The following is a 19076-nucleotide window of genomic DNA, read 5'->3' as shown; positions in this document are numbered from 1 at the left end:
CGTGCGGTCGGTCCCTCGGCCGTAGGACGGTCCTGTGAACGACGGCCGGTTCCCGGTGACCCACCGGGAACCGGCCGTCGGCGTGGTGCGGGTTCCGTATGCTGTCGGCTCGAACTGCCATGCGGCGAAGGGGAGTTTCGGGGTGCCGCTGCACAAGGACGACCCGAGGACGATCGGCGGCCACAGACTCGTCGACCGGCTCGGCGCCGGCGGCATGGGCGTCGTCTACCGGGCCAGGTCCCGCTCCGGGCGCGAGGTCGCCGTCAAGGTGGTGCACGCCCAGTACGCCCAGGACCCGGTCTTCCGGGCCCGGTTCCGGCAGGAGGTCGAGGCTGCCCGCCGGGTGAGCGGCGCCTTCACCGCGGCCGTGGTGGACGCCGACCCGGAGGCCGAACCGCCCTGGATGGCCACCCAGTACGTGCCCGGGAAGTCGCTCGCCGCCCGCATCCGCGACCGGGGCGCCCTGCGCGTCACCGACCTGCGGCCCCTGGCGCTGGGCCTGGTGGAGGCGCTCCGGGACATCCACCGGGCCGGGGTGGTGCACCGCGACCTGAAACCGGCGAACGTCCTGATCGCCGAGGACGGCCCCCGCGTCATCGACTTCGGTATCTCCCGGGCGGCCGAGAACCACAACACCCTCACCGAGACCGGGCAGATGGTCGGCACCCCGCCGTTCATGTCCCCGGAGCAGTTCACCGACGCCCGTACGGTCGGCCCCGCCTCGGACGTCTTCTCGCTCGGCGCGCTGCTGGTGTACTGCGTCACAGGACGCGGCCCCTTCGACGCCGACAGCCCCTACCTGACCGGCTACCGGGTGGTTCACAACGCGCCCGTCCTGGACGGGGTGACCGGGCCGCTGCGCGCGGTCCTGGAGCGCTGCCTGGCCAAGGCACCCGCCGACCGGCCCGGACTCGACGAACTGGAGGCGGAGTTCGAGCGGGCCCTGCCGGAGCCGGCGCCCGGCGAACCGGAGACGCTGACCCTGCGCCTGCCCTCCGGGGGCCGCCCCGGCGCCCCGGCCCTCGGCACCACCGTCCGGCCGGCCACCCGCCGCCGCGCGCACCGGCGGGCCCTGCTCGTGCTGTCCGCGGTCCTGGCCGCCGCCCTGGCCGCCGTCCTGACCGGCTTCCTCCTGCTGGGCCCGTGGAACGGCGACGGCGAGGCCCGCACCCGAGCCACCGGGTCCTCGGCCTCCCGCTGGGGCACCCTCCCCACCGGCTGGAAGCCCTGGCAGACCACCGTGTCCGCGCCCGCCGAGCGCGGGGTGAAGAAGGCGCCGGGCTACGAGGGCGACACCTCGCCCACCTGTGTGTCGGACGGCGGCTCCGTCTACTGCGGCGGCACCGCGCTCCTCCCGACCCGGGTCGACGCCGGCACCGGCCGGACCCTGTGGCGCGCCGACATCGCACCCGCCGGGGTGCCGGCGGACCGTTACATCACGACCGTCCTCGGCGTGGACGGCGACAAGGTCGTCGTAGAACTGCAGATCACCGACGACAGCGGCTTGGGAAAGGCCCAGTCCGTCCTCGGGCTCGACCGGGAGAGCGGCGCCGTGCGCTGGTCGCACGCGGTGCGCACGGACAGCCTGGGATCGGCCTACGCCGACGGGATGACCCTGACCGAGGAGGGCGACGGCAGCGCGGTGACCGTCCGCTCGGCACGGGACGGCACCGTGCGCCGCACGATCCCCGTGCCCGTCGGTTACCTCTGCTCGGTGATGGCCGCCGACGGCCTTCCCTACGTGGAGTGCGCCGACCAGGAGGACGGCTCGCACGCCACGAAGTTCTATCTGGTCGACCCCGACGGGTCGGTCCGCACCCTCGCGTCCCCCGCCGAGCAGGCCAGCTTCGTGGGCGTGCTCGCCGGAGAGCTGGTCTTCCTGGAGTCGGACGACCAGGACGTCGACAACGGCCCCGACCTGATCTACACCCGCATCGTGCGCGTCGACCCCGACTCCGGCAGACGCACCCTGACGCCCCTGCCCGAGCACTACCGGGGCGGACTGCCCACGCTGGCCCACGGCACGTTCTACCTGGCCACCTCCAGCGGCCTGGTCACCGCCTTCTCGCCCAAAACGGGGGCCCGGCTGTGGAACAGCCACACGAACCTCGAGTCGCCGGGCCAGGCCTCGGTGGACGCGAGCGGGCGCACGGTGTACACGGCCGGCGCGAGCGGACGGGTGGTCGCACTCGACGCGGCGAAGGGCACCGTGCTGTGGGAGTCCTCCGCCCGTGCCCAGGTGCTGGGCAACAGCGGGCTGCTGCCGACCGTGTGGTTCAACCGGGGTGCCCTGGTCCTCTCGACCTCCGACGGCACCATCTTCACCCTCGACCCCGCGCACCCCGAGCGGAAATCCGTCGGCTCGGGGTGACACGGGGGTCGTACGGCTAGGGCAGCGCCAGCATCCGCTCCAGCGCCAGCTTGGCGAACGCCTCGGTCTCCTTGTCGACCTCGATCCGGTTGACCAGGTTGCCCTCGGCCAGCGACTCCAGGGTCCAGACCAGGTGGGGGAGGTCGATGCGGTTCATGGTCGAGCAGAAGCAGACCGTCTTGTCGAGGAAGACGATCTCCTTGCCCTCGGGAGCGAAACGGTTCGCCAGGCGGCGGACCAGGTTCAGCTCGGTGCCGATCGCCCACTTGGAGCCGGCCGGGGCGGCCTCCAGGGCCTTGATGATGTACTCGGTCGAACCGACGTGGTCCGCCGCCGACACGACCTCGTGCTTGCACTCGGGGTGGACCAGGACGTTCACGCCGGGGATGCGCTCGCGGACGTCGTTCACCGAGTCCAGCGAGAAGCGGCCGTGGACCGAGCAGTGGCCGCGCCACAGGATCATCTTGGCGTCGCGCAGCTGCTCCGGGGTGAGGCCGCCGTTCGGCTTGTGGGGGTTGTAGAGGACGCAGTCCTCCAGGCTCATCCCCATGTTACGGACGGCGGTGTTGCGTCCGAGGTGCTGGTCGGGGAGGAAGAGGACCTTTGTTGCCGAGGGCTCCCCCTGCTCGAACGCCCACTCCAGGGCCCGCTGGGCGTTGGACGAGGTGCAGATGGTGCCGCCGTGCTTGCCCGTGAACGCCTTGATGTCCGCGGACGAGTTCATGTACGAGACGGGGACGACCTGCTCGGCTATCCCGGCCTCCGTCAGCACGTCCCAGCACTCGGCGACCTGCTCGGCCGTCGCCATGTCGGCCATCGAGCAGCCGGCCGCCAGGTCGGGAAGGACCACCTTCTGGTCGTCCGAGGTCAGGATGTCGGCGGACTCGGCCATGAAGTGCACACCGCAGAAGACGATGTACTCGGCCTCCGGGCGGGCGGCCGCGTCCCGGGCCAGCTTGAAGGAGTCGCCCGTGACATCGGCGAACTGGATGACCTCGTCGCGCTGGTAGTGGTGGCCGAGTACGAAGACCTTGTCGCCGAGCTTCTCCTTGGCCGCGCGGGCGCGCGCGACCAGGTCCGGGTCGGACGGCGAGGGCAGGTCGCCGGGACACTCGACGCCCCGCTCGCTCTTCGGGTCGGCCTCACGGCCGAGCAGCAGCAGGGCGAGCGGAGTCGGCTGTACGTCGAGCTCCGTGGTCTGGGCGGTGGTCACGACACGCACCCTTTCTACTTTTCGTCGTTCTGACGTTATCTATCATAACCGCTTCACGTCACTTTGACGATGCCCATTGTGTCGATGTGACGTGAATCCCGGAGCCGTACGGGAGAGTTGCGCGAGGGTGGCCATGGAGTGGTGGCGGGGTGGTCAACAGGCCGCTGTGCGTGACTTCGGGCATGTGCGAGCATGGAGACGTAGACGAAGGCGAGAAAAAGCGAAAACGCGAGAACGCGAACGCCGGCCCGGAATGAAACAGCGGACCCGCCGGTTGCACTCGTCGGCAAGCAGTCTCCGTACAACCCGGGAGAGATGTAGATGTCCGTATCGGACGAGACCAGCACCGTCACCGACGGCATCATCCTCAGTGACGCCGCGGCGGCCAAGGTCAAGGCCCTGCTCGACCAGGAAGGCCGCGACGACCTCGCCCTGCGTGTCGCCGTCCAGCCCGGTGGCTGCTCCGGCCTGCGCTACCAGCTGTTCTTCGACGAGCGTTCCCTCGACGGAGACGTGGTCAAGGACTTCGGCGGCGTCAAGGTGGTCACCGACCGTATGAGCGCTCCCTACCTGGGCGGCGCGTCGATCGACTTCGTCGACACCATCGAGAAGCAGGGCTTCACGATCGACAACCCGAACGCGACCGGCTCCTGCGCCTGCGGCGACTCCTTCAGCTGAGCCTGCCCGGCACACAGCAGAGCGAAGGCGGCGGCCCCTCACACAGGGGCCGCCGCCTTCGTGTGTCCTCAGCCCACCTGCGGGTCGAGGGTGACCGCCTTCTCCTTCGGAACCGCCGTGCCGTCCGTGCCGACCACCTTCCGGCCGTCCAGCGGCGCGTCGAGACGCACCGTCTGGTGGTACTGCTTGGCGATCATGACGCAGATCTTGTCCGGCCAGGGCGTCTCGGTCACCTTGACCACCACCTGCTCCGAGCCCTCGTCCGCGGAGGCCTTGTAGTCGGCGCACACCCCGCCGGTGAAGGCCACGGTCAGCTCGCTGCCGTCGGCCGTGTAGCCGTCCACCTTCACGTCCTTCGGGGTCCCCGCCGAGGAACTCGGCGTCGGCGAGGCGGCGGAGGCCAGGTACTTCGGGTCCACCGCCGGATAGGTGACGGTGTACGAGTCCGCCGCGCCGCGCACCTGGAAGAGCCAGGACGGCACCAGCGCCTGCCGGCCGCCGACGGACTGCGCGGCCAGCCCGAACACCGCGTTGTCGATCACGGCCGAGGCGGCCGGGGAAGCGGACGACGTCGAGGCGGAGCACGGCTGCTCCAGCCGGTCCTTCAGCGGTACGGAACTGGCGCAGCCGCCGATGCCCATCCGGTGGTCGGAACGGGGCGCCGCGTTCATCAGGCCCAGTGTCTTCGCGGCACTCAGCACCGGATACGTGTCGCCCTTGGCCGGCGTCGCCAGCATTCCGTTGCCGCCGACGACCTCGCCCTGCTTGCTGACGGTCAGCCCGGTCGTCCAGCCGTACGTCGGCAGCCCGCCCACCACGGGATCGGCGTTCACCGCCCGCTGGGCGCCCATGACCTGGCTCGCGTCGAGCTTCGCGTCGTCCTGGCCGAGCGCCTTCAGAACCGGCGCCGCCGCCTTCTCGGCGACGGAGACGCTCACCGGGTCCCCGGCCGGCGCCGCCGGATCCTGGGCGCATACGAGGCCGCTCTTGCAGTTGTCGGTGCCGGGGGCGTAGCGGCTGTACGTCCAGATGCCCGGGGCGGCCCTGTTCACCTGGAGACTCCCGCCGGAGCCGTCGTTGTCGGTGCCTACCTTCCACACCCCGCCCTCGGCGACCGGCGCCCCGTCGACCCCGAGCGCCTTCGCCAGCGCGGCCACCCGGTCCCTGGAGACCTCGCCGGCCGGCTGGAACACGGCGGCGGAGGCGGGCCCGTCGGGGAGCGTTCCGCCTGCCTTGTAGGTCACGCCGTAGGGGTTGGGCTCACCCGCGGCTATCCCGTTGCCCCCGGAGGAGTAACCGTCCAGGGCGAGCGGCGGGGGAGTGGAACCACCGGAGGCGCCGGTCCCGGTTCCTGTCCCGGCCCCGGACCCGCCGCCGGAGCCGCCGCTCGCGGCGAGAAAGGCCGCACCGCCACCGATCAGCAGCACGGCGGCCGCCACGGAGGCGATGACAGCGGGGGACCGCCGACGGGCGGGACGGCCGGCGTCGCCCCCGAAGACGGCGTCGACACCGGAGAGCGAGGCAACCTCGGACTCGGGGGCCGTCTCGGAGCCGGGGGCTTCTTGTGACTGCGGGGCCGCGTTCGGGGCGGGGGTTTCCTGTGACCGCCGGGCCGCCATCGGGGCCGGGGTCTCTTGCGGCTTCGGGGCCGTTTCCGACTTCCGGGTCTCGTCCGGGGCGGGATCCTTGTCCGCGGCGTGGGCCTCGGTCGGCGCGGGGCTCGCCGTGGGCTCGGGGGCCGTCTCCGCGGCGGGGGGCGTGGCCGGCTCGCGGGATGGCTCGGGCTTCGGGGCCGTAACCGGCTCGGGAGCCTTGTCCGCGGCGTGGGCCTCGGTCGGCGCGGGGCTCGCCGTGGGCTCGGGGGCCGTCTCCGCGGCAGGGGGTGCTGCCGGTTCCGGGGTTCCTTCCGGTGCCGGGGCCGTTTCCGGCGCCGCTGCGGGCGCGTCCCGTTCCGGGTGTGCGGTGCTTTCGGCGGGCCCCGCGCTGGACCGGGCGTCGGGCTCGGCCGCCTTCGGCGACTCCGTGGTCTGCCGGGCCTCGGGGGGCTCCCCGGTGGTGCCCGCGGCCGCGCCGTCGTCGTTCTCGGGTCGCTCGCTCTTCACCGTCTCGCTCCTTGCCGCGTGTCGTATCCCGCCTCCCCTTCACGGGGGACGGCGATGGGACGCGGGAGGGGAGCGCGCGGTTCCCTGGGAACGCGCCGGGCGGCTCAGTCGCCGTAGTCGGACATCGCGTCCAGCAGCTTGGCGGACTTCTTCGGCACGGTCACCCCGTGGATGAGTGACGGCGGCACCGGACGGGCATCGCTGTGATCGGGAACCGCCCAGTGCGGGGCCATCCGCGCGCAGTCACCGCGCAGCGACGCCAAGTCGCCGTCGAGGTCGGCCGGAGCGGGGGCGTGGACCTTGAGGTTCGTCATGACCGAACGGTATGCACGTCGGGCGCCGCGAAGAAAGATCTACTATCGGGTAGTTTTGGCACCTTCAGGCTGCCCACGCCGACCCGGTAGCGTTAACTGTCAATTACGCCTCCCCCTCAGGAGAGTCCCAGCCGTGCGCATCGCAGTCACCGGCTCCATCGCCACCGACCACCTCATGACCTTCCCCGGCCGCTTCGCCGACCAGCTCGTCGCGGACCAGTTGCACACGGTCTCGCTGTCCTTCCTGGTCGACAACCTGGACGTACGCCGGGGCGGCGTCGGCGCGAACATCGCGTTCGGCATGGGACAGCTCGGCACCCGGCCGGTCCTGGTGGGCGCGGCGGGCTTCGACTTCGACGAGTACCGGGCCTGGCTCGACCGGCACGGCGTCGACACGGACTCCGTCCGCATCTCCGAGACCCTGCACACCGCGCGTTTCGTGTGCACGACCGACGCCGACCACAACCAGATCGGCTCCTTCTACACGGGCGCGATGAGCGAGGCCCGCCTGATCGAGCTGAAGACCGTCGCCGACCGGGTGGGCGGCCTCGACCTGGTCCTGATCGGCGCGGACGACCCCGAGGGCATGCTCCGCCACACGGAGGAGTGCCGCACCCGCGCCATCCCCTTCGCCGCCGACTTCTCCCAGCAGATCGCCCGGATGAACGGCGACGAGATCCGGATACTGCTGGACGGCGCGACGTACCTCTTCTCCAACGAGTACGAGAAGGGGCTGATCGAGACCAAGACCGGCTGGAGCGACGAGGAGATCCTCGGGAAGGTCGGCCACCGGGTCACCACGCTGGGCGCACGCGGCGTGCGGATCGAGAAGGCCGGCGAGGAGGCCATCGAGGTCGGCTGCCCCGACGAGGAGCGCAAGGCCGACCCGACGGGTGTCGGCGACGCGTTCCGCGCGGGGTTCCTGTCGGGCCTGGCGTGGGGGGTCTCGCTGGAGCGGGCGGCCCAGGTGGGCTGCATGCTGGCGACCCTCGTCATCGAGACGGTGGGGACGCAGGAGTACCAGCTGCGCCGTGGGCACTTCATGGAACGGTTCACGAAGGCGTACGGGGACGAGGCCGCGGAAGAGGTCCGCGGGTATCTGGTCTGACGTCCGCCCGCGGACGTGTGGGGGCTGGTCGTGCCCACGCGGCGACAGCCGCACGTCGCGACACAGCCCCGCGCCCCCGAGGGGGCGCTCAGCTGATCCGGCGGACCAGGTACGCCGTTCCCTTTTCCGCCGGTTCCTCGCCCTCGTACTCCTGGCCCCGCATCTCGCACCACGCGGGGATGTCGAGTCGTGCGGCCTCGTCGTCGGACAGGACCCGCACCCTGCCGCCCACCGGCACGCTGCCGATGACCTTCGCCAACTCGATGACCGGGATCGGGCACCGCTTCCCGAGCGAGTCCACGATCACTTCCTCCGCCCGCCGCACGGTCGCCGTCGGCATCGGGGCGCCCAGCTTCTCCCGCACCCCCGCCACCGCCCCCGGCAGCGCCTCCAGGAAGCGGTCGACGTCCGCCTCGGCCGTCCCCGCCGGCAGCGACACCCGCACGTTCCCCTCGCTCAGCACCCCCATCGCCTTCAGCACATGGCTGGGCGTCAGCGTGCTGCTCGTGCAGGACGACCCGGACGACACGGAGAAGCCCTCGCGGTCGAGTTCGTGGAGCAGGGTCTCTCCGTCGACATAGAGACAGGAGAAGGTGACGATCCCGGGCAGGCGCCGGTCCGCGTCCCCCACCACCTCCACGTCCGGCACCAACTCCGGCACCCGCGCCCGGATCCGCGCCGTCAGCTCCCGCAGTCGTACGGCCTCCTGCGCGGCCTCCGCCCGGACGGCCCGCAGCGACGCGGCCGCCGCGACGATCGCCGGCAGGTTCTCGAAACCGGGCGAACGCCCCGACTCCCGCTCGTCCGAGGCCCCTTGGACGGCGAACCGCACCCCTTTGCGGACGACCAGCAGCCCGACCCCGCTCGGCCCGCCCCACTTGTGCGCACTCGCCGTCAGCAACGACCAGTCGCCCTCCACCCGCCCCCACCCCAGCGACTGCGCCGCGTCCACCAGCAACGGCACCCCGGCCGCCCGGCACACCTCGGCCACCGCCGCCACCGGCTGCACGGTCCCCACTTCGTGGTTGGCCGACTGGAGGCACGCGAGCGCGGTGTCCGCGCGCAGGGCGGCGGCATACGACTCGACGTCCACCGCGCCGGTCCGCCGCACCGGCACCTGCGTCACCTCTCCGCCCCCGGCCTCGAACACCTCGGCCGAATGGAGCACCGAGGAGTGTTCGACGGCTGACACGATCAGGTGACGTCCGGTGCGACGGCGACCGGCCAACGCCCCCGCGACACCCGTATGGATGGAGCGGGTTCCGGACGGGGTGAAGACCAGTTCGTCCGCCCGGCACCCGACCGCCTCGGCGGCCGCCTCCCGGGCGGCGTCCAGCAGCATCCGGGCCTTGCGCCCTTCGCGGTAGAGGCGTGCGGGGTCGGCCCACCCGTCGTCGAGTGAGGCCGACAACGCCTGGCGGGCAGCGGGATGCAGGGGAGCAGCGGACGCGGCGTCAAAGTAGGACACACAGCAACGTTAGAGCGTCCTCAACTGCGGCAGCCCCAGGGGCGCGGGGCTGTGCTGATATGCGGCTCCGCCGGGCGGGCGAGACAGGCCACATCGCACCCGCACTCGCCACGCAAACCGCGACAACCCGAGCTATTGGGCGCCCATTCCCACCCCAACCGAGTGACAGGCGACGCGTATGCCCCCCTCCCCGCGAACCCCCGAATCGCGTCGGCTAGGGTTTGGTCCGCATAAACATCCAAACCCCTGCCCGACGCAGGGCGGCGACCGACCAGCGAGAAGGCCGCAGCCGAACCGCGCGGGCGAGACTCTCGGGAAGGCGCTACGTGAGTCCCAACGGCTCCGACCGCTCGCCGCGGCGCCCGATGCGGCGGAAGCTGCTGCAGGCAATGACCGCGGGCCTGGTCCTTGCGACCGCCACCGGTTGCACATACAAGGACTTCCCCCGCCTTGGTATGCCCACCCCGACCACGGAAGAGGCTCCGCGGATCCTCTCCCTGTGGCAGGGCTCCTGGGCCGCCGCGCTCGTCGTCGGCGTGCTGGTGTGGGGTCTGATCATCTGGAGCGCCATCTTCCACCGGCGCAGTCGCACCAAGATCGAGGTGCCGGCCCAGACCCGGTACAACATGCCGATCGAGGCGCTGTACACGGTGGTTCCGCTCATCATCGTCTCGGTGCTGTTCTACTTCACCGCGCGTGACGAGACGAAGCTGCTCAGCCTCACCGACAAGAAGCCCGACGTCACGGTCAACGTGGTCGGCTTCCAATGGAGCTGGGGCTTCAACTACATCACGCCCGTCGACGGTGTCCCCGGCGACGCGAAGACCGACGCGAACCTGGACGCCATTCCGGACCGGTTCAAGAAGGAATTCCCGGCCAACGCCGGTGGCGTCTACGACGTCGGTACGCCGGGCACCAAGAACCCGCAGACCGGCAACCCCGGTCCGACGCTCTGGCTCCCCAAGGGTGAGACCATCCGCTTCGTCCTCACCTCGCGTGACGTCATCCATGACTTCTGGGTGGTGCCGTTCCTGATGAAGATGGACGTCGTCCCGGGCCACACCAACGCGTTCCAGGTGACCCCCAATCAGGAGGGCACCTTCCTCGGCAAGTGCGCCGAGCTCTGCGGCGTCGACCACTCCCGGATGCTGTTCAACGTGAAGGTCGTCTCGCCCGAGCGTTACCAGCAGCACCTCAAGGACCTCGTCAAGAAGGGGCAGACCGGTTACGTTCCCGCCGGCATCGCGCAGACGAGCCACGAGAAGAACCGGGAGACGAACAACCTGTGAGCATCCTCAACGAACCCCAGGGTGCCGCGGCTGAAGGCTCGTACGCTGACGAGCTGCCGGTCAGGCGCAAGCAGCCCGGCAATGTCGTGGTGAAGTGGCTGACGACCACCGACCACAAGACCATCGGAACGCTCTATCTGGTCACGTCGTTCGCGTTCTTCCTGATCGGTGGAGTGATGGCGCTGCTCATGCGCGCCGAGCTCGCTCGCCCCGGTCTGCAGATCATGTCGAACGAGCAGTTCAACCAGGCGTTCACGATGCACGGCACGATCATGCTGCTGATGTTCGCGACGCCGCTGTTCGCGGGCTTCACGAACTGGATCATGCCGCTCCAGATCGGTGCGCCGGACGTCGCGTTCCCGCGGCTGAACATGTTCGCCTACTGGCTCTACCTGTTCGGTTCGACCATCGCGGTCGGTGGCTTCCTCACCCCGCAGGGCGCGGCCGACTTCGGCTGGTTCGCCTACTCCCCGCTGTCGGACGCGGTCCGCTCGCCGGGTCTCGGCGCCGACATGTGGATCATGGGTCTGGCCTTCTCCGGCTTCGGCACGATCCTCGGCGCGGTCAACTTCATCACCACGATCATCTGCATGCGCGCTCCCGGCATGACCATGTTCCGCATGCCGATCTTCGTGTGGAACGTGCTGCTGACCGCCGTCCTGGTGCTGCTCGCCTTCCCCGTCCTCGCCGCCGCGCTGTTCGCGCTGGAGGCGGATCGGAAATTCGGGGCACATGTCTTCGATGCGGCAAACGGCGGAGCCCTGCTCTGGCAACACCTCTTCTGGTTCTTCGGCCATCCAGAGGTGTACATCATCGCCCTGCCGTTCTTCGGCATCATCTCCGAGGTCATCCCGGTCTTCTCCCGCAAGCCGATGTTCGGCTACATGGGTCTGATCGCGGCGACCATCGCGATCGCCGGTCTGTCCGTGACGGTGTGGGCGCACCACATGTACGTCACCGGCGGTGTGCTGCTGCCGTTCTTCTCCTTCATGACGTTCCTCATCGCGGTACCGACCGGCGTGAAGTTCTTCAACTGGATCGGAACGATGTGGAAGGGGTCACTGAGTTTCGAGACCCCGATGCTCTGGGCCACCGGCTTCCTGATCACCTTCACCTTCGGTGGTCTGACCGGTGTCATCCTGGCCTCGCCGCCGATGGACTTCCACGTCTCCGACTCGTACTTCGTGGTGGCCCACTTCCACTACGTGGTCTTCGGCACGGTCGTCTTCGCGATGTTCTCCGGCTTCCACTTCTGGTGGCCGAAGATGACGGGCAAGATGCTCGACGAACGGCTCGGGAAGATCACCTTCTGGACGCTGTTCATCGGCTTCCACGGCACCTTCCTGGTCCAGCACTGGCTGGGCGCCGAGGGCATGCCGCGCCGGTACGCCGACTACCTGGCGCAGGACGGCTTCACCACCCTGAACACGATCTCGTCGATCAGCTCCTTCCTGCTCGGCCTGTCGATCCTGCCGTTCCTCTACAACGTCTGGAAGACGGCCAAGTACGGCAAGAAGGTCGAGGTCGACGACCCATGGGGCTACGGCCGTTCGCTGGAGTGGGCGACCTCCTGCCCGCCGCCGCGGCACAACTTCGTCACCCTGCCGCGGATCCGCAGCGAATCCCCGGCGTTCGACCTGCACCACCCTGAGATCGCCGCCCTGGAGCAGCTGGAGCACGGTCACGTCGCCGCCGCCGCTGTCACGGGCAGCAAGGAGGCCGGCAAGTGAAGATCCAGGGCCGCATGTTCGTGTGGCTGAGCGTCTTCGTCCTCGCCATGGCGATCGTCTATGGCGTGTGGTCGAAGGAGGCGGCCGGTACCACGGCGCTCTTCATGGCCTTCGGCCTGTGCATCATGATCGGCTTCTACCTGGGCTTCACGGCCTCGCGGGTGGACGCCGGTGCCCAGGACAACAAGGAGGCCGATGTCGCGGACGAGGCGGGCGAGGTGGGCTTCTTCAGCCCGCACAGCTGGCAGCCGCTCGCCCTCGGTATCGGTGGCGCGCTGGCCTTCCTCGGTGTCGCCGTCGGCTGGTGGCTGCTGTACTTCTCGGCGCCCATCATCATGATCGGTCTCTTCGGCTGGGTGTTCGAGTACTACCGCGGTGAGAACCGCACCCAGTAAGCACGCGCCGAGCGCACACCGGGAGCCCGGATCCTCTGTCAGGAGGGTCCGGGCTCTTGCTTCTGCGGCCGTTCCACCTTCGGCGCAGCGCCGGTCGCCCGTCCGGAGTACCTGGCGTGCCGGTCCGGAAAACCTCTCATAGCGTGACCATATGAGTCACTCCCCGTGCGCCCGTACCGTCGTCAGCTGCACCCTGCTGGTGACCGCCCTCGGCGCGGGCGTCACCGCCTGCGGATCGGACGGCAACCCGCTGTCGGGCAAGCCGTACGACGCGGCGGACCAGGTCTCCTTCAACACCCCTACCGGCGCCGGGAAGCGTGCCGACCCCGACAAGCCGCTGGAGGTCGTCGCCAAGAGCGACGAGGACCGGATCACGGACGTCACGGCCGAGGACGCCACCGGTCGCCATGTGGCGGGCGAACTCGACGCCGACGGCAGTCGCTGGCACAGCACCTCCCCGCTGGCCGCCAACGCCCACTACACGGTCCAGGTCAGCACCGAGGACGAGGACGGCGCGCCCGGCCGCAAGGTCCTCACCTTCGACACCAGCATGCCCACCACCCAGCAGCGGCTGAAGGTCACCTTCGGCCCCAAGGCGGGCGAGTACGGCGTCGGCCAGCCCGTCACCGCCCAACTCGACCACGCGGTCAAGGACAAGGCCCAGCGCGCCGTCGTGGAGCGCGCCCTCAGGGTCGACTCCGTCCCCGCCGTCGACGGGGCCTGGTACTGGGTGAGCGACAAGGAACTCCACTACCGGCCCAAGGACTACTGGCCGGCGCACGCCACCCTCCAGGTGCACAGCAACCTGGAGGGCGTCAAGATCAGCGACCGTCTGTGGGGCGGCGCGGCCACGCCCCTGAAGTTCACCATCGGCGACAAGCTCCTCGCCGTCACGGACGCCGCCGCCCACCAGATGACGGTGTACAAGAACGACAAGGAGATCAACCAGATCCCCATCACCACCGGCAAGCCGGGCTTCGAGACCCGCAACGGTGTCAAGGTCGTACTGGAGAAGCAGTACTTCGTACGCATGCGCGGCAGTACGGTCGGCATCGCCGAGGGCACCTCGGACTCGTACGACCTGCCGGTCTACTACGCCACCCGGGTGACCTGGTCGGGCGAGTACGTCCACGCCGCCCCCTGGTCGGTGGGCTCCCAGGGGTACGCGAACGTCAGCCACGGCTGCACCGGCATGAACACCTCGAACGCCGAGTGGTTCTTCGACACCTTCCACCCGGGCGACCTGGTGAAGGTCGTCAACTCCAACGGCGAGGAGATGGAGCACTTCGGCAACGGCTTCGGCGACTGGAACCTCGCCTGGAAGGACTGGCGGGGCGGCAGCGCCCTCGTCAACGGCACCCCGGACGGCCCGAAGCCCCAGGACGCGGCGCGTTTGCAGCCGACGTCAGTGTGAGAAACCACAGGCGCGGGCGGTAGCCGATATGCGGCTACCGCCCGCGCGGGCGCGACCAGCCGCACACGACCGGCACTCGCGCACGCGACCAGCGCCCTACGCCTTCCTAGGCGCTCTGCAGCCTCCGCTGCCGCAGCAAGGACGCCAGGGCGGCCGCGAACTCCACCGGATCCACCGGCAGCGTCACAGCCGCGTCCGCCCGGCTCCACGTGGCCAGCCACGCGTCTTGCGGCCGCCCGATCAGCAGCAGCACCGGCGGGCAGTTGAACACCTCGTCCTTGATCTGCCGGCACACCCCCATGCCCCCCAGCGGCACGGCCTCGCCGTCCAGCACGCACACGTCGATGCCGCCCTTGTCCAGCTCGGTGACGACCGCCTGAGGCGTCGCGCACTCCACGAACTCGACGAACGGCACATCGGGAGCAGGCCGCCGGCCCGCGGCCAGCCGTACCTGCTCGCGGGTGTTGGAATCGTCGCTGTAGACCAGCACCGTGGCGGTCGGCTGCATTGTTCCTCCGAGACGTCAGCGTCGTACGGACAGGACCGATGCGCCGGATGCTACTCCTCCGGACACCTCGTCAACACCTGTTGGAACACCGCTTCGATGGGCCATCCGGGCAGTACACACGGTGCGGACACCCCGAACGGCACCCCCCGGAGTGAGCGCGAGATAAGCGACCGACATAATGTCGGTCGTGGCGACAGCAACGACAGTAGAAACCGGGCACGCGCACCCGTCGGTCAATCGGCCGAACCTCACCAGCGTCGGAACCATCATCTGGCTGAGTTCCGAGCTGATGTTCTTCGCGGCCCTCTTCGCGATGTACTTCACCCTGCGATCGGTGACCGGTCCGGATCACTGGAAGGAGATGGCGAGCCATCTCAACATTCCGTTCTCCGCGACGAACACCACGATCCTGGTGCTCTCCTCCCTCACCTGCCAGCTCGGCGTGTTCGCCGCCGAGCGCGGGGACGTGAAGAAGCTCCGGGGCTGGTTCATCGTCACCTTCGTGATGGGCGCGATCTTCATCGGCGGTCAGATCTACGAGTACACCAGCCTGGTGAAGGAGGACGGCATCTCGCTCTCCTCCGACCCGTACGGCTCGGTGTTCTACCTGACCACCGGGTTCCACGGCATGCACGTGACGGGCGGCCTCATCGCCTTCCTGTTCGTCCTCGGCCGCACCTACGCGGCGAAGCGCTTCACGCACGAGCAGGCGACCGCGGCCATCGTCGTGTCCTACTACTGGCACTTCGTCGATGTCGTCTGGATCGGCCTTTTCGCCACGATCTACCTGATCAAGTAGCCGGGCCGGCTCCACGCGCTGCAGAAGCGCACAACCCAGAAGCATCGACGCAGAAGATCCTGACACCGGGGTAATCCGTGAAAAAGCTCTCCGCACGACGACGCCATCCGCTGGCGGCGGTCGTCGTCCTACTCTTTGCGCTGGCGGCCACTGGGGGGCTGTACGCCGCGCTCGCGCCCGCGGGCCAGGCGCAGGCCGATGAAACCTCCCAGTCCCTGACCATTGAGGAGGGCAAGAAGCTCTACTCGGTCGGCTGTGCCAGCTGCCACGGCACCGGCGGTCAGGGTTCGTCCGACGGTCCCAGCCTGGTCGGCGTGGGCGGCGCGGCCGTCGACTTCCAGGTCGGCACCGGCCGTATGCCGGCGGCCACCTCGCAGGGCCCGCAGGTCGTCGCGAAGAAGAACATCTACACCCAGGCCCAGATCACCCAGCTCGCGACGTACATCGCCTCGCTGGGCGCCGGTCCCGAGGTGCCCACCAAGGAGCAGTACGGCCCGGGCGGTGCCGACATCGCCGCGGGCGGCGAGCTCTTCCGCACCAACTGCGCGCAGTGCCACAACTTCGTGGGTGCGGGTGGCGCGCTGACCAAGGGCAAGTTCGCGCCGAGCCTGGAAGGCGTCGACCCGAAGCACATCTACGAGGCCATGCAGACGGGCCCGCAGAACATGCCGTCCTTCCCCGACACCACGCTGTCGGAGAAGAACAAGAAGGACATCATCGCGTACCTCGACGCGGTCAACAGCCCCAAGACGGTGAACCCCGGCGGTCTCGACCTGGGCGGCCTCGGGCCGGTCAGCGAGGGTCTGTTCGCGTGGATCTTCGGTCTCGGCGCCCTGATCGCGGTCGCCGTCTGGGTCGCCGCTCGGACCGCAAAGGCCAAGAAGTCATGAGTAGCCAAGAGATTCCAGAAGAGAACCTGCCCGCTGAGCAGGGCCACGCGCACGGCGCCGTGAGCATCGCGGACGAGAAGGACCCGTTCGCGGACCCCGGTCTGCCGCCTCACGAGCACCGGATCCAGGACGTCGACGAGCGGGCCGCCAAGCGGTCCGAGCGCGTCGTGGCCCTGCTGTTCACGGTGTCGATGCTGGCCACCGTCGGCTTCATCGCCTCCTATGTGACGATCCCGAAAGACAAGTCGATCTTCGTCTTCCCGATCGGTCACATCAGCGCGCTGAACTTCGCGCTGGGTCTGACCCTCGGTGTGGCGCTGTTCTGCATCGGCGCGGGAGCGGTCCACTGGGCCCGCACCCTGATGTCCGACGTGGAGGTCGCCGACGAGCGGCACGCCATCTCGGCCCCGCCGGAGGTCAAGGCCAAGGTCCTGGCCGACTTCAAGCAGGGCGCCAAGGAGTCGGCGATCGGCCGGCGCAAGCTGATCCGCACCACCATGTTCGGCGCGCTGACCCTGGTCCCGCTCTCCGGTGTCGTGCTGCTGCGCGACCTCGGCCCGCTGCCCGGCACCTCGCTGCGCCACACGGCGTGGTCGAAGGGCAAGCTGCTCGTCAACATGAACACCAACGAGCCGCTGCGTCCCTCCGACGTCGCCGTCGGCTCGCTGACCTTCGCCAAGCCCGAGGGCGTCGAGGAGTCCCAGGAGGACTTCCAGAACGTGATGGCGAAGGCGGCCCTGATGATCATCCGGCTGCAGCCGGACAACATCAAGGACAAGCGCGAGCTCGAGTGGTCCCACGAGGGCATCGTGGCCTACTCGAAGATCTGCACCCACGTGGGCTGCCCGATCTCGCTGTACGAGCAGCAGACCCACCACGTGCTCTGCCCGTGCCACCAGTCCACCTTCGACCTCTCCGACGGTGCCCGAGTGATCTTCGGCCCGGCCGGTCACGCCCTGCCGCAGCTGCGCATCGGTGTGAGCGAGGAGGGCTACCTCCAGGCGCTCGGCGACTTCGAGGAGCCCGTCGGTCCTGCTTTCTGGGAGCGCGGATGAGCACTACAGAGAACACAGAGTCCCGCGAACGCGGGAAGGCGCCGGCCGGCGAGCGCGTCGCCGACTGGGCCGACGGACGGCTCGGGATCTACTCCCTGGCCAAGTCCAACATGCGCAAGATCTTCCCCGACCACTGGTCGTTCATGTTGGGCGAAGTGTGCCTGTACAGCTTCATCATCATCATCCTGACGGGTGTGTACCTGACGCTGTTCTTCCACCCGTCGATGAACGAGGTGGTGTACCACGGCAGCTATGTCCCGCTCCAGGGACAGATGATGTCCGAGGCGTTCAGCTCGACCCTGCACATCTCCTTCGACGTGCGCGGTGGTCTGCTCATCCGGCAGATCCACCACTGGGCGGCGCTGATCTTCCTCGCCGGCATGTTCGTGCACATGATGCGCGTGTTCTTCACCGGCGCGTTCCGCAAGCCGCGTGAGATCAACTGGCTGTTCGGCTTCCTGCTGTTCGTCCTGGGCATGTTCACCGGCTTCACCGGTTACTCGCTCCCGGACGACCTGCTCTCCGGCACCGGTGTCCGCTTCACCGAGGGCGCCATCCTGTCGATGCCGATCGTCGGCACGTACATCTCGTACTTCCTCTTCGGCGGCGAGTTCCCCGGCCACGACTTCGTGGGGCGGTTCTACTCGATCCACATCCTGCTGCTGCCGGGCATCATGCTCGGCCTGGTGGTGGGCCACCTGATCCTGGTCTTCTACCACAAGCACACGCAGTTCGCGGGTCCCGGAAAGAGCGAGAAGAACGTCGTCGGCATGCCGCTGCTGCCGGTCTACATGGCCAAGGCCGGAGGCTTCTTCTTCCTGGTCTTCGGTGTCATCGCGGCCATCGCGGCGACCACCCAGATCAACCCGATCTGGGCCATGGGCCCCTACCGTCCGGACCAGGTGTCCACCGGCGCCCAGCCCGACTGGTACATGGGCTTCGCCGAGGGCCTGATCCGTTACATGCCCGGCTGGGAGATCAACTTCTGGGGCCACACCCTGGTCCTGGGCGTCTTCATCCCGCTGGTCCTGTTCGGTCTGGTGCTGGGCGCGATCGCGCTCTACCCGTTCATCGAGTCCTGGGTCACCGGGGACAAGAGCGAGCACCACATCCTGGACCGGCCGCGCAACGCCCCGACCCGTACCGGGTTCGGTGTCGCCTGGGTGACCGTGTACATGGTGGGCCTGGTCGGTGGTGGCAACGACCTCATCGCCACCCACTTCCATCTGTCGATCAACGACGTGACCTGGTTCGTCCGGATCTTCTTCTTCGCCGGACCGGTGATCGCGTTCCTCGTCACCAAGCGGATCTGCCTCGGCCTGCAGCGCCGGGACCGCGAGAAGGTGCTGCACGGCCGCGAGACCGGCATCATCAAGCGGCTGCCGCACGGTGAGTTCATCGAGGTGCACGAGCCGCTCAGCCAGGAGCAGCTGCACACCCTCACGGCCCACCACCAGTACGAGCCGGCCCAGGTCGGCGCGGCGGTGGACGAGAACGGTGTCGAGCGCAAGATCAAGGGGTCCGAGAAGCTCCGCGCCAAGCTGAGCGGCGCCTACTACGGCGAGGACAACCAGATCCCGAAGCCCACCGTCGAGGAGTACAAGGAGATCACGAGCGGCCACGGCCACCACTGATCGACCGCGTCGCCACAACACGGTCGAAGGGCCCCCGTCCGGATGGGCCCCCGGTCTGAGTTTGTTCGAGGACTAGGGGAGGACGGGGGCCCTTCGCCGCGCCCGGGG

The 19076-nt window shown here is 69.2% G+C and carries 16 protein-coding genes; 11 read left to right on the top strand and 5 right to left on the bottom strand.

The window, feature by feature from the left end:
* The first annotated feature begins 34 nt into the window (after nucleotides 1-34).
* Entirely contained in the window at nucleotides 35-2371 is a 2337-nt protein-coding gene (locus AB0D59_RS21930; protein WP_362567704.1) for a protein kinase, read from the top strand.
* Between the two features lie 16 nt (nucleotides 2372-2387).
* On the opposite strand, the gene nadA is transcribed toward AB0D59_RS21930, so the two are convergent.
* Entirely contained in the window at nucleotides 2388-3584 is a 1197-nt protein-coding gene (gene nadA / locus AB0D59_RS21925; RefSeq protein WP_362567701.1) for a quinolinate synthase NadA, read from the bottom strand.
* 321 nt (nucleotides 3585-3905) lie between these two features.
* Here nadA and AB0D59_RS21920 point away from each other — a divergent pair, with 321 nt between their 5' ends.
* The gene (locus AB0D59_RS21920; protein ID WP_030582488.1) at nucleotides 3906-4262 is read left to right on the top strand and encodes an iron-sulfur cluster assembly accessory protein; all 357 of its coding nucleotides are present in this window, start codon (nucleotides 3906-3908) and stop codon (nucleotides 4260-4262) included.
* A 68-nt stretch (nucleotides 4263-4330) separates the two neighbouring features.
* Here the strand turns inward: AB0D59_RS21920 and AB0D59_RS21915 are convergent, their stop codons facing one another.
* Together AB0D59_RS21915 and AB0D59_RS21910 are read right to left on the bottom strand one after the other, a co-directional pair.
* Nucleotides 4331-6364, bottom strand: coding sequence for a hypothetical protein (locus AB0D59_RS21915; protein ID WP_362567698.1), 2034 nt, complete (start codon nucleotides 6362-6364; stop codon nucleotides 4331-4333).
* A 104-nt stretch (nucleotides 6365-6468) separates the two neighbouring features.
* Nucleotides 6469-6678, bottom strand: a complete 210-nt coding sequence (locus AB0D59_RS21910) for a hypothetical protein (RefSeq protein WP_351732311.1) — start codon at nucleotides 6676-6678, stop codon at nucleotides 6469-6471.
* Nucleotides 6679-6811: 133 nt separating this feature from the next.
* Here AB0D59_RS21910 and AB0D59_RS21905 point away from each other — a divergent pair, with 133 nt between their 5' ends.
* The gene (locus AB0D59_RS21905) at nucleotides 6812-7786 is read left to right on the top strand and encodes a carbohydrate kinase family protein (RefSeq protein WP_362567695.1); all 975 of its coding nucleotides are present in this window, start codon (nucleotides 6812-6814) and stop codon (nucleotides 7784-7786) included.
* 88 nt (nucleotides 7787-7874) lie between these two features.
* Here AB0D59_RS21905 and AB0D59_RS21900 read toward each other — a convergent pair whose 3' ends face one another.
* Nucleotides 7875-9254 carry an aminotransferase class V-fold PLP-dependent enzyme gene (locus AB0D59_RS21900; protein WP_362567692.1) on the bottom strand — a complete coding sequence of 460 codons (1380 nt, stop codon included), beginning with the start codon at nucleotides 9252-9254 and terminating at the stop codon, nucleotides 7875-7877.
* A gap of 326 nt (nucleotides 9255-9580) precedes the next feature.
* Here AB0D59_RS21900 and coxB point away from each other — a divergent pair, with 326 nt between their 5' ends.
* From coxB to AB0D59_RS21880, 4 genes are all read left to right on the top strand, one after another.
* Nucleotides 9581-10543, top strand: a complete 963-nt coding sequence (coxB, locus tag AB0D59_RS21895) for a cytochrome c oxidase subunit II (RefSeq protein ID WP_362567689.1) — start codon at nucleotides 9581-9583, stop codon at nucleotides 10541-10543.
* The gene (gene ctaD / locus AB0D59_RS21890; RefSeq protein ID WP_362567686.1) at nucleotides 10540-12273 is read left to right on the top strand and encodes a cytochrome c oxidase subunit I; all 1734 of its coding nucleotides are present in this window, start codon (nucleotides 10540-10542) and stop codon (nucleotides 12271-12273) included. The genes coxB and ctaD overlap by 4 nt, the downstream gene beginning before the upstream one ends.
* Nucleotides 12270-12668, top strand: coding sequence for a cytochrome c oxidase subunit 4 (locus AB0D59_RS21885; RefSeq protein WP_351325277.1), 399 nt, complete (start codon nucleotides 12270-12272; stop codon nucleotides 12666-12668). Before ctaD ends, AB0D59_RS21885 begins: the two co-directional genes overlap by 4 nt.
* 151 nt (nucleotides 12669-12819) lie before the next feature.
* Complete coding sequence (locus AB0D59_RS21880; protein ID WP_362567683.1) at nucleotides 12820-14082, top strand: Ig-like domain-containing protein; 1263 nt, start codon at nucleotides 12820-12822, stop codon at nucleotides 14080-14082.
* Between the two features lie 106 nt (nucleotides 14083-14188).
* Here AB0D59_RS21880 and AB0D59_RS21875 read toward each other — a convergent pair whose 3' ends face one another.
* Nucleotides 14189-14590, bottom strand: a complete 402-nt coding sequence (locus AB0D59_RS21875; protein ID WP_362567680.1) for a hypothetical protein — start codon at nucleotides 14588-14590, stop codon at nucleotides 14189-14191.
* Between the two features lie 178 nt (nucleotides 14591-14768).
* Here AB0D59_RS21875 and AB0D59_RS21870 point away from each other — a divergent pair, with 178 nt between their 5' ends.
* The 4 genes from AB0D59_RS21870 to AB0D59_RS21855 all read left to right on the top strand — a co-directional run bounded on the left by AB0D59_RS21870 (nucleotide 14769) and on the right by AB0D59_RS21855 (nucleotide 18968).
* Nucleotides 14769-15389 carry a heme-copper oxidase subunit III gene (locus AB0D59_RS21870; protein ID WP_351695412.1) on the top strand — a complete coding sequence of 207 codons (621 nt, stop codon included), beginning with the start codon at nucleotides 14769-14771 and terminating at the stop codon, nucleotides 15387-15389.
* 77 nt (nucleotides 15390-15466) lie between these two features.
* Nucleotides 15467-16279 (top strand): cytochrome c, encoded by an 813-nt coding sequence (locus tag AB0D59_RS21865; RefSeq protein WP_362567677.1) that lies wholly within the window; start codon nucleotides 15467-15469, stop codon nucleotides 16277-16279.
* On the top strand, nucleotides 16276-17334 hold the full coding sequence (locus AB0D59_RS21860; protein WP_362567674.1) for a Rieske 2Fe-2S domain-containing protein: 1059 nt from the start codon (nucleotides 16276-16278) through the stop codon (nucleotides 17332-17334). The genes AB0D59_RS21865 and AB0D59_RS21860 overlap by 4 nt, the downstream gene beginning before the upstream one ends.
* Nucleotides 17331-18968 carry a cytochrome bc complex cytochrome b subunit gene (locus tag AB0D59_RS21855; protein ID WP_362567671.1) on the top strand — a complete coding sequence of 546 codons (1638 nt, stop codon included), beginning with the start codon at nucleotides 17331-17333 and terminating at the stop codon, nucleotides 18966-18968. Before AB0D59_RS21860 ends, AB0D59_RS21855 begins: the two co-directional genes overlap by 4 nt.
* Nucleotides 18969-19076: the final 108 nt, after the last annotated feature.

Source organism: Streptomyces sp. NPDC048417, from assembly GCF_040651615.1.
Lineage (GTDB): Bacteria > Actinomycetota > Actinomycetes > Streptomycetales > Streptomycetaceae > Streptomyces.
Note: the sequence above shows the minus strand (reverse complement) of the source record. Positions and strands in the feature narration are given on the sequence as shown.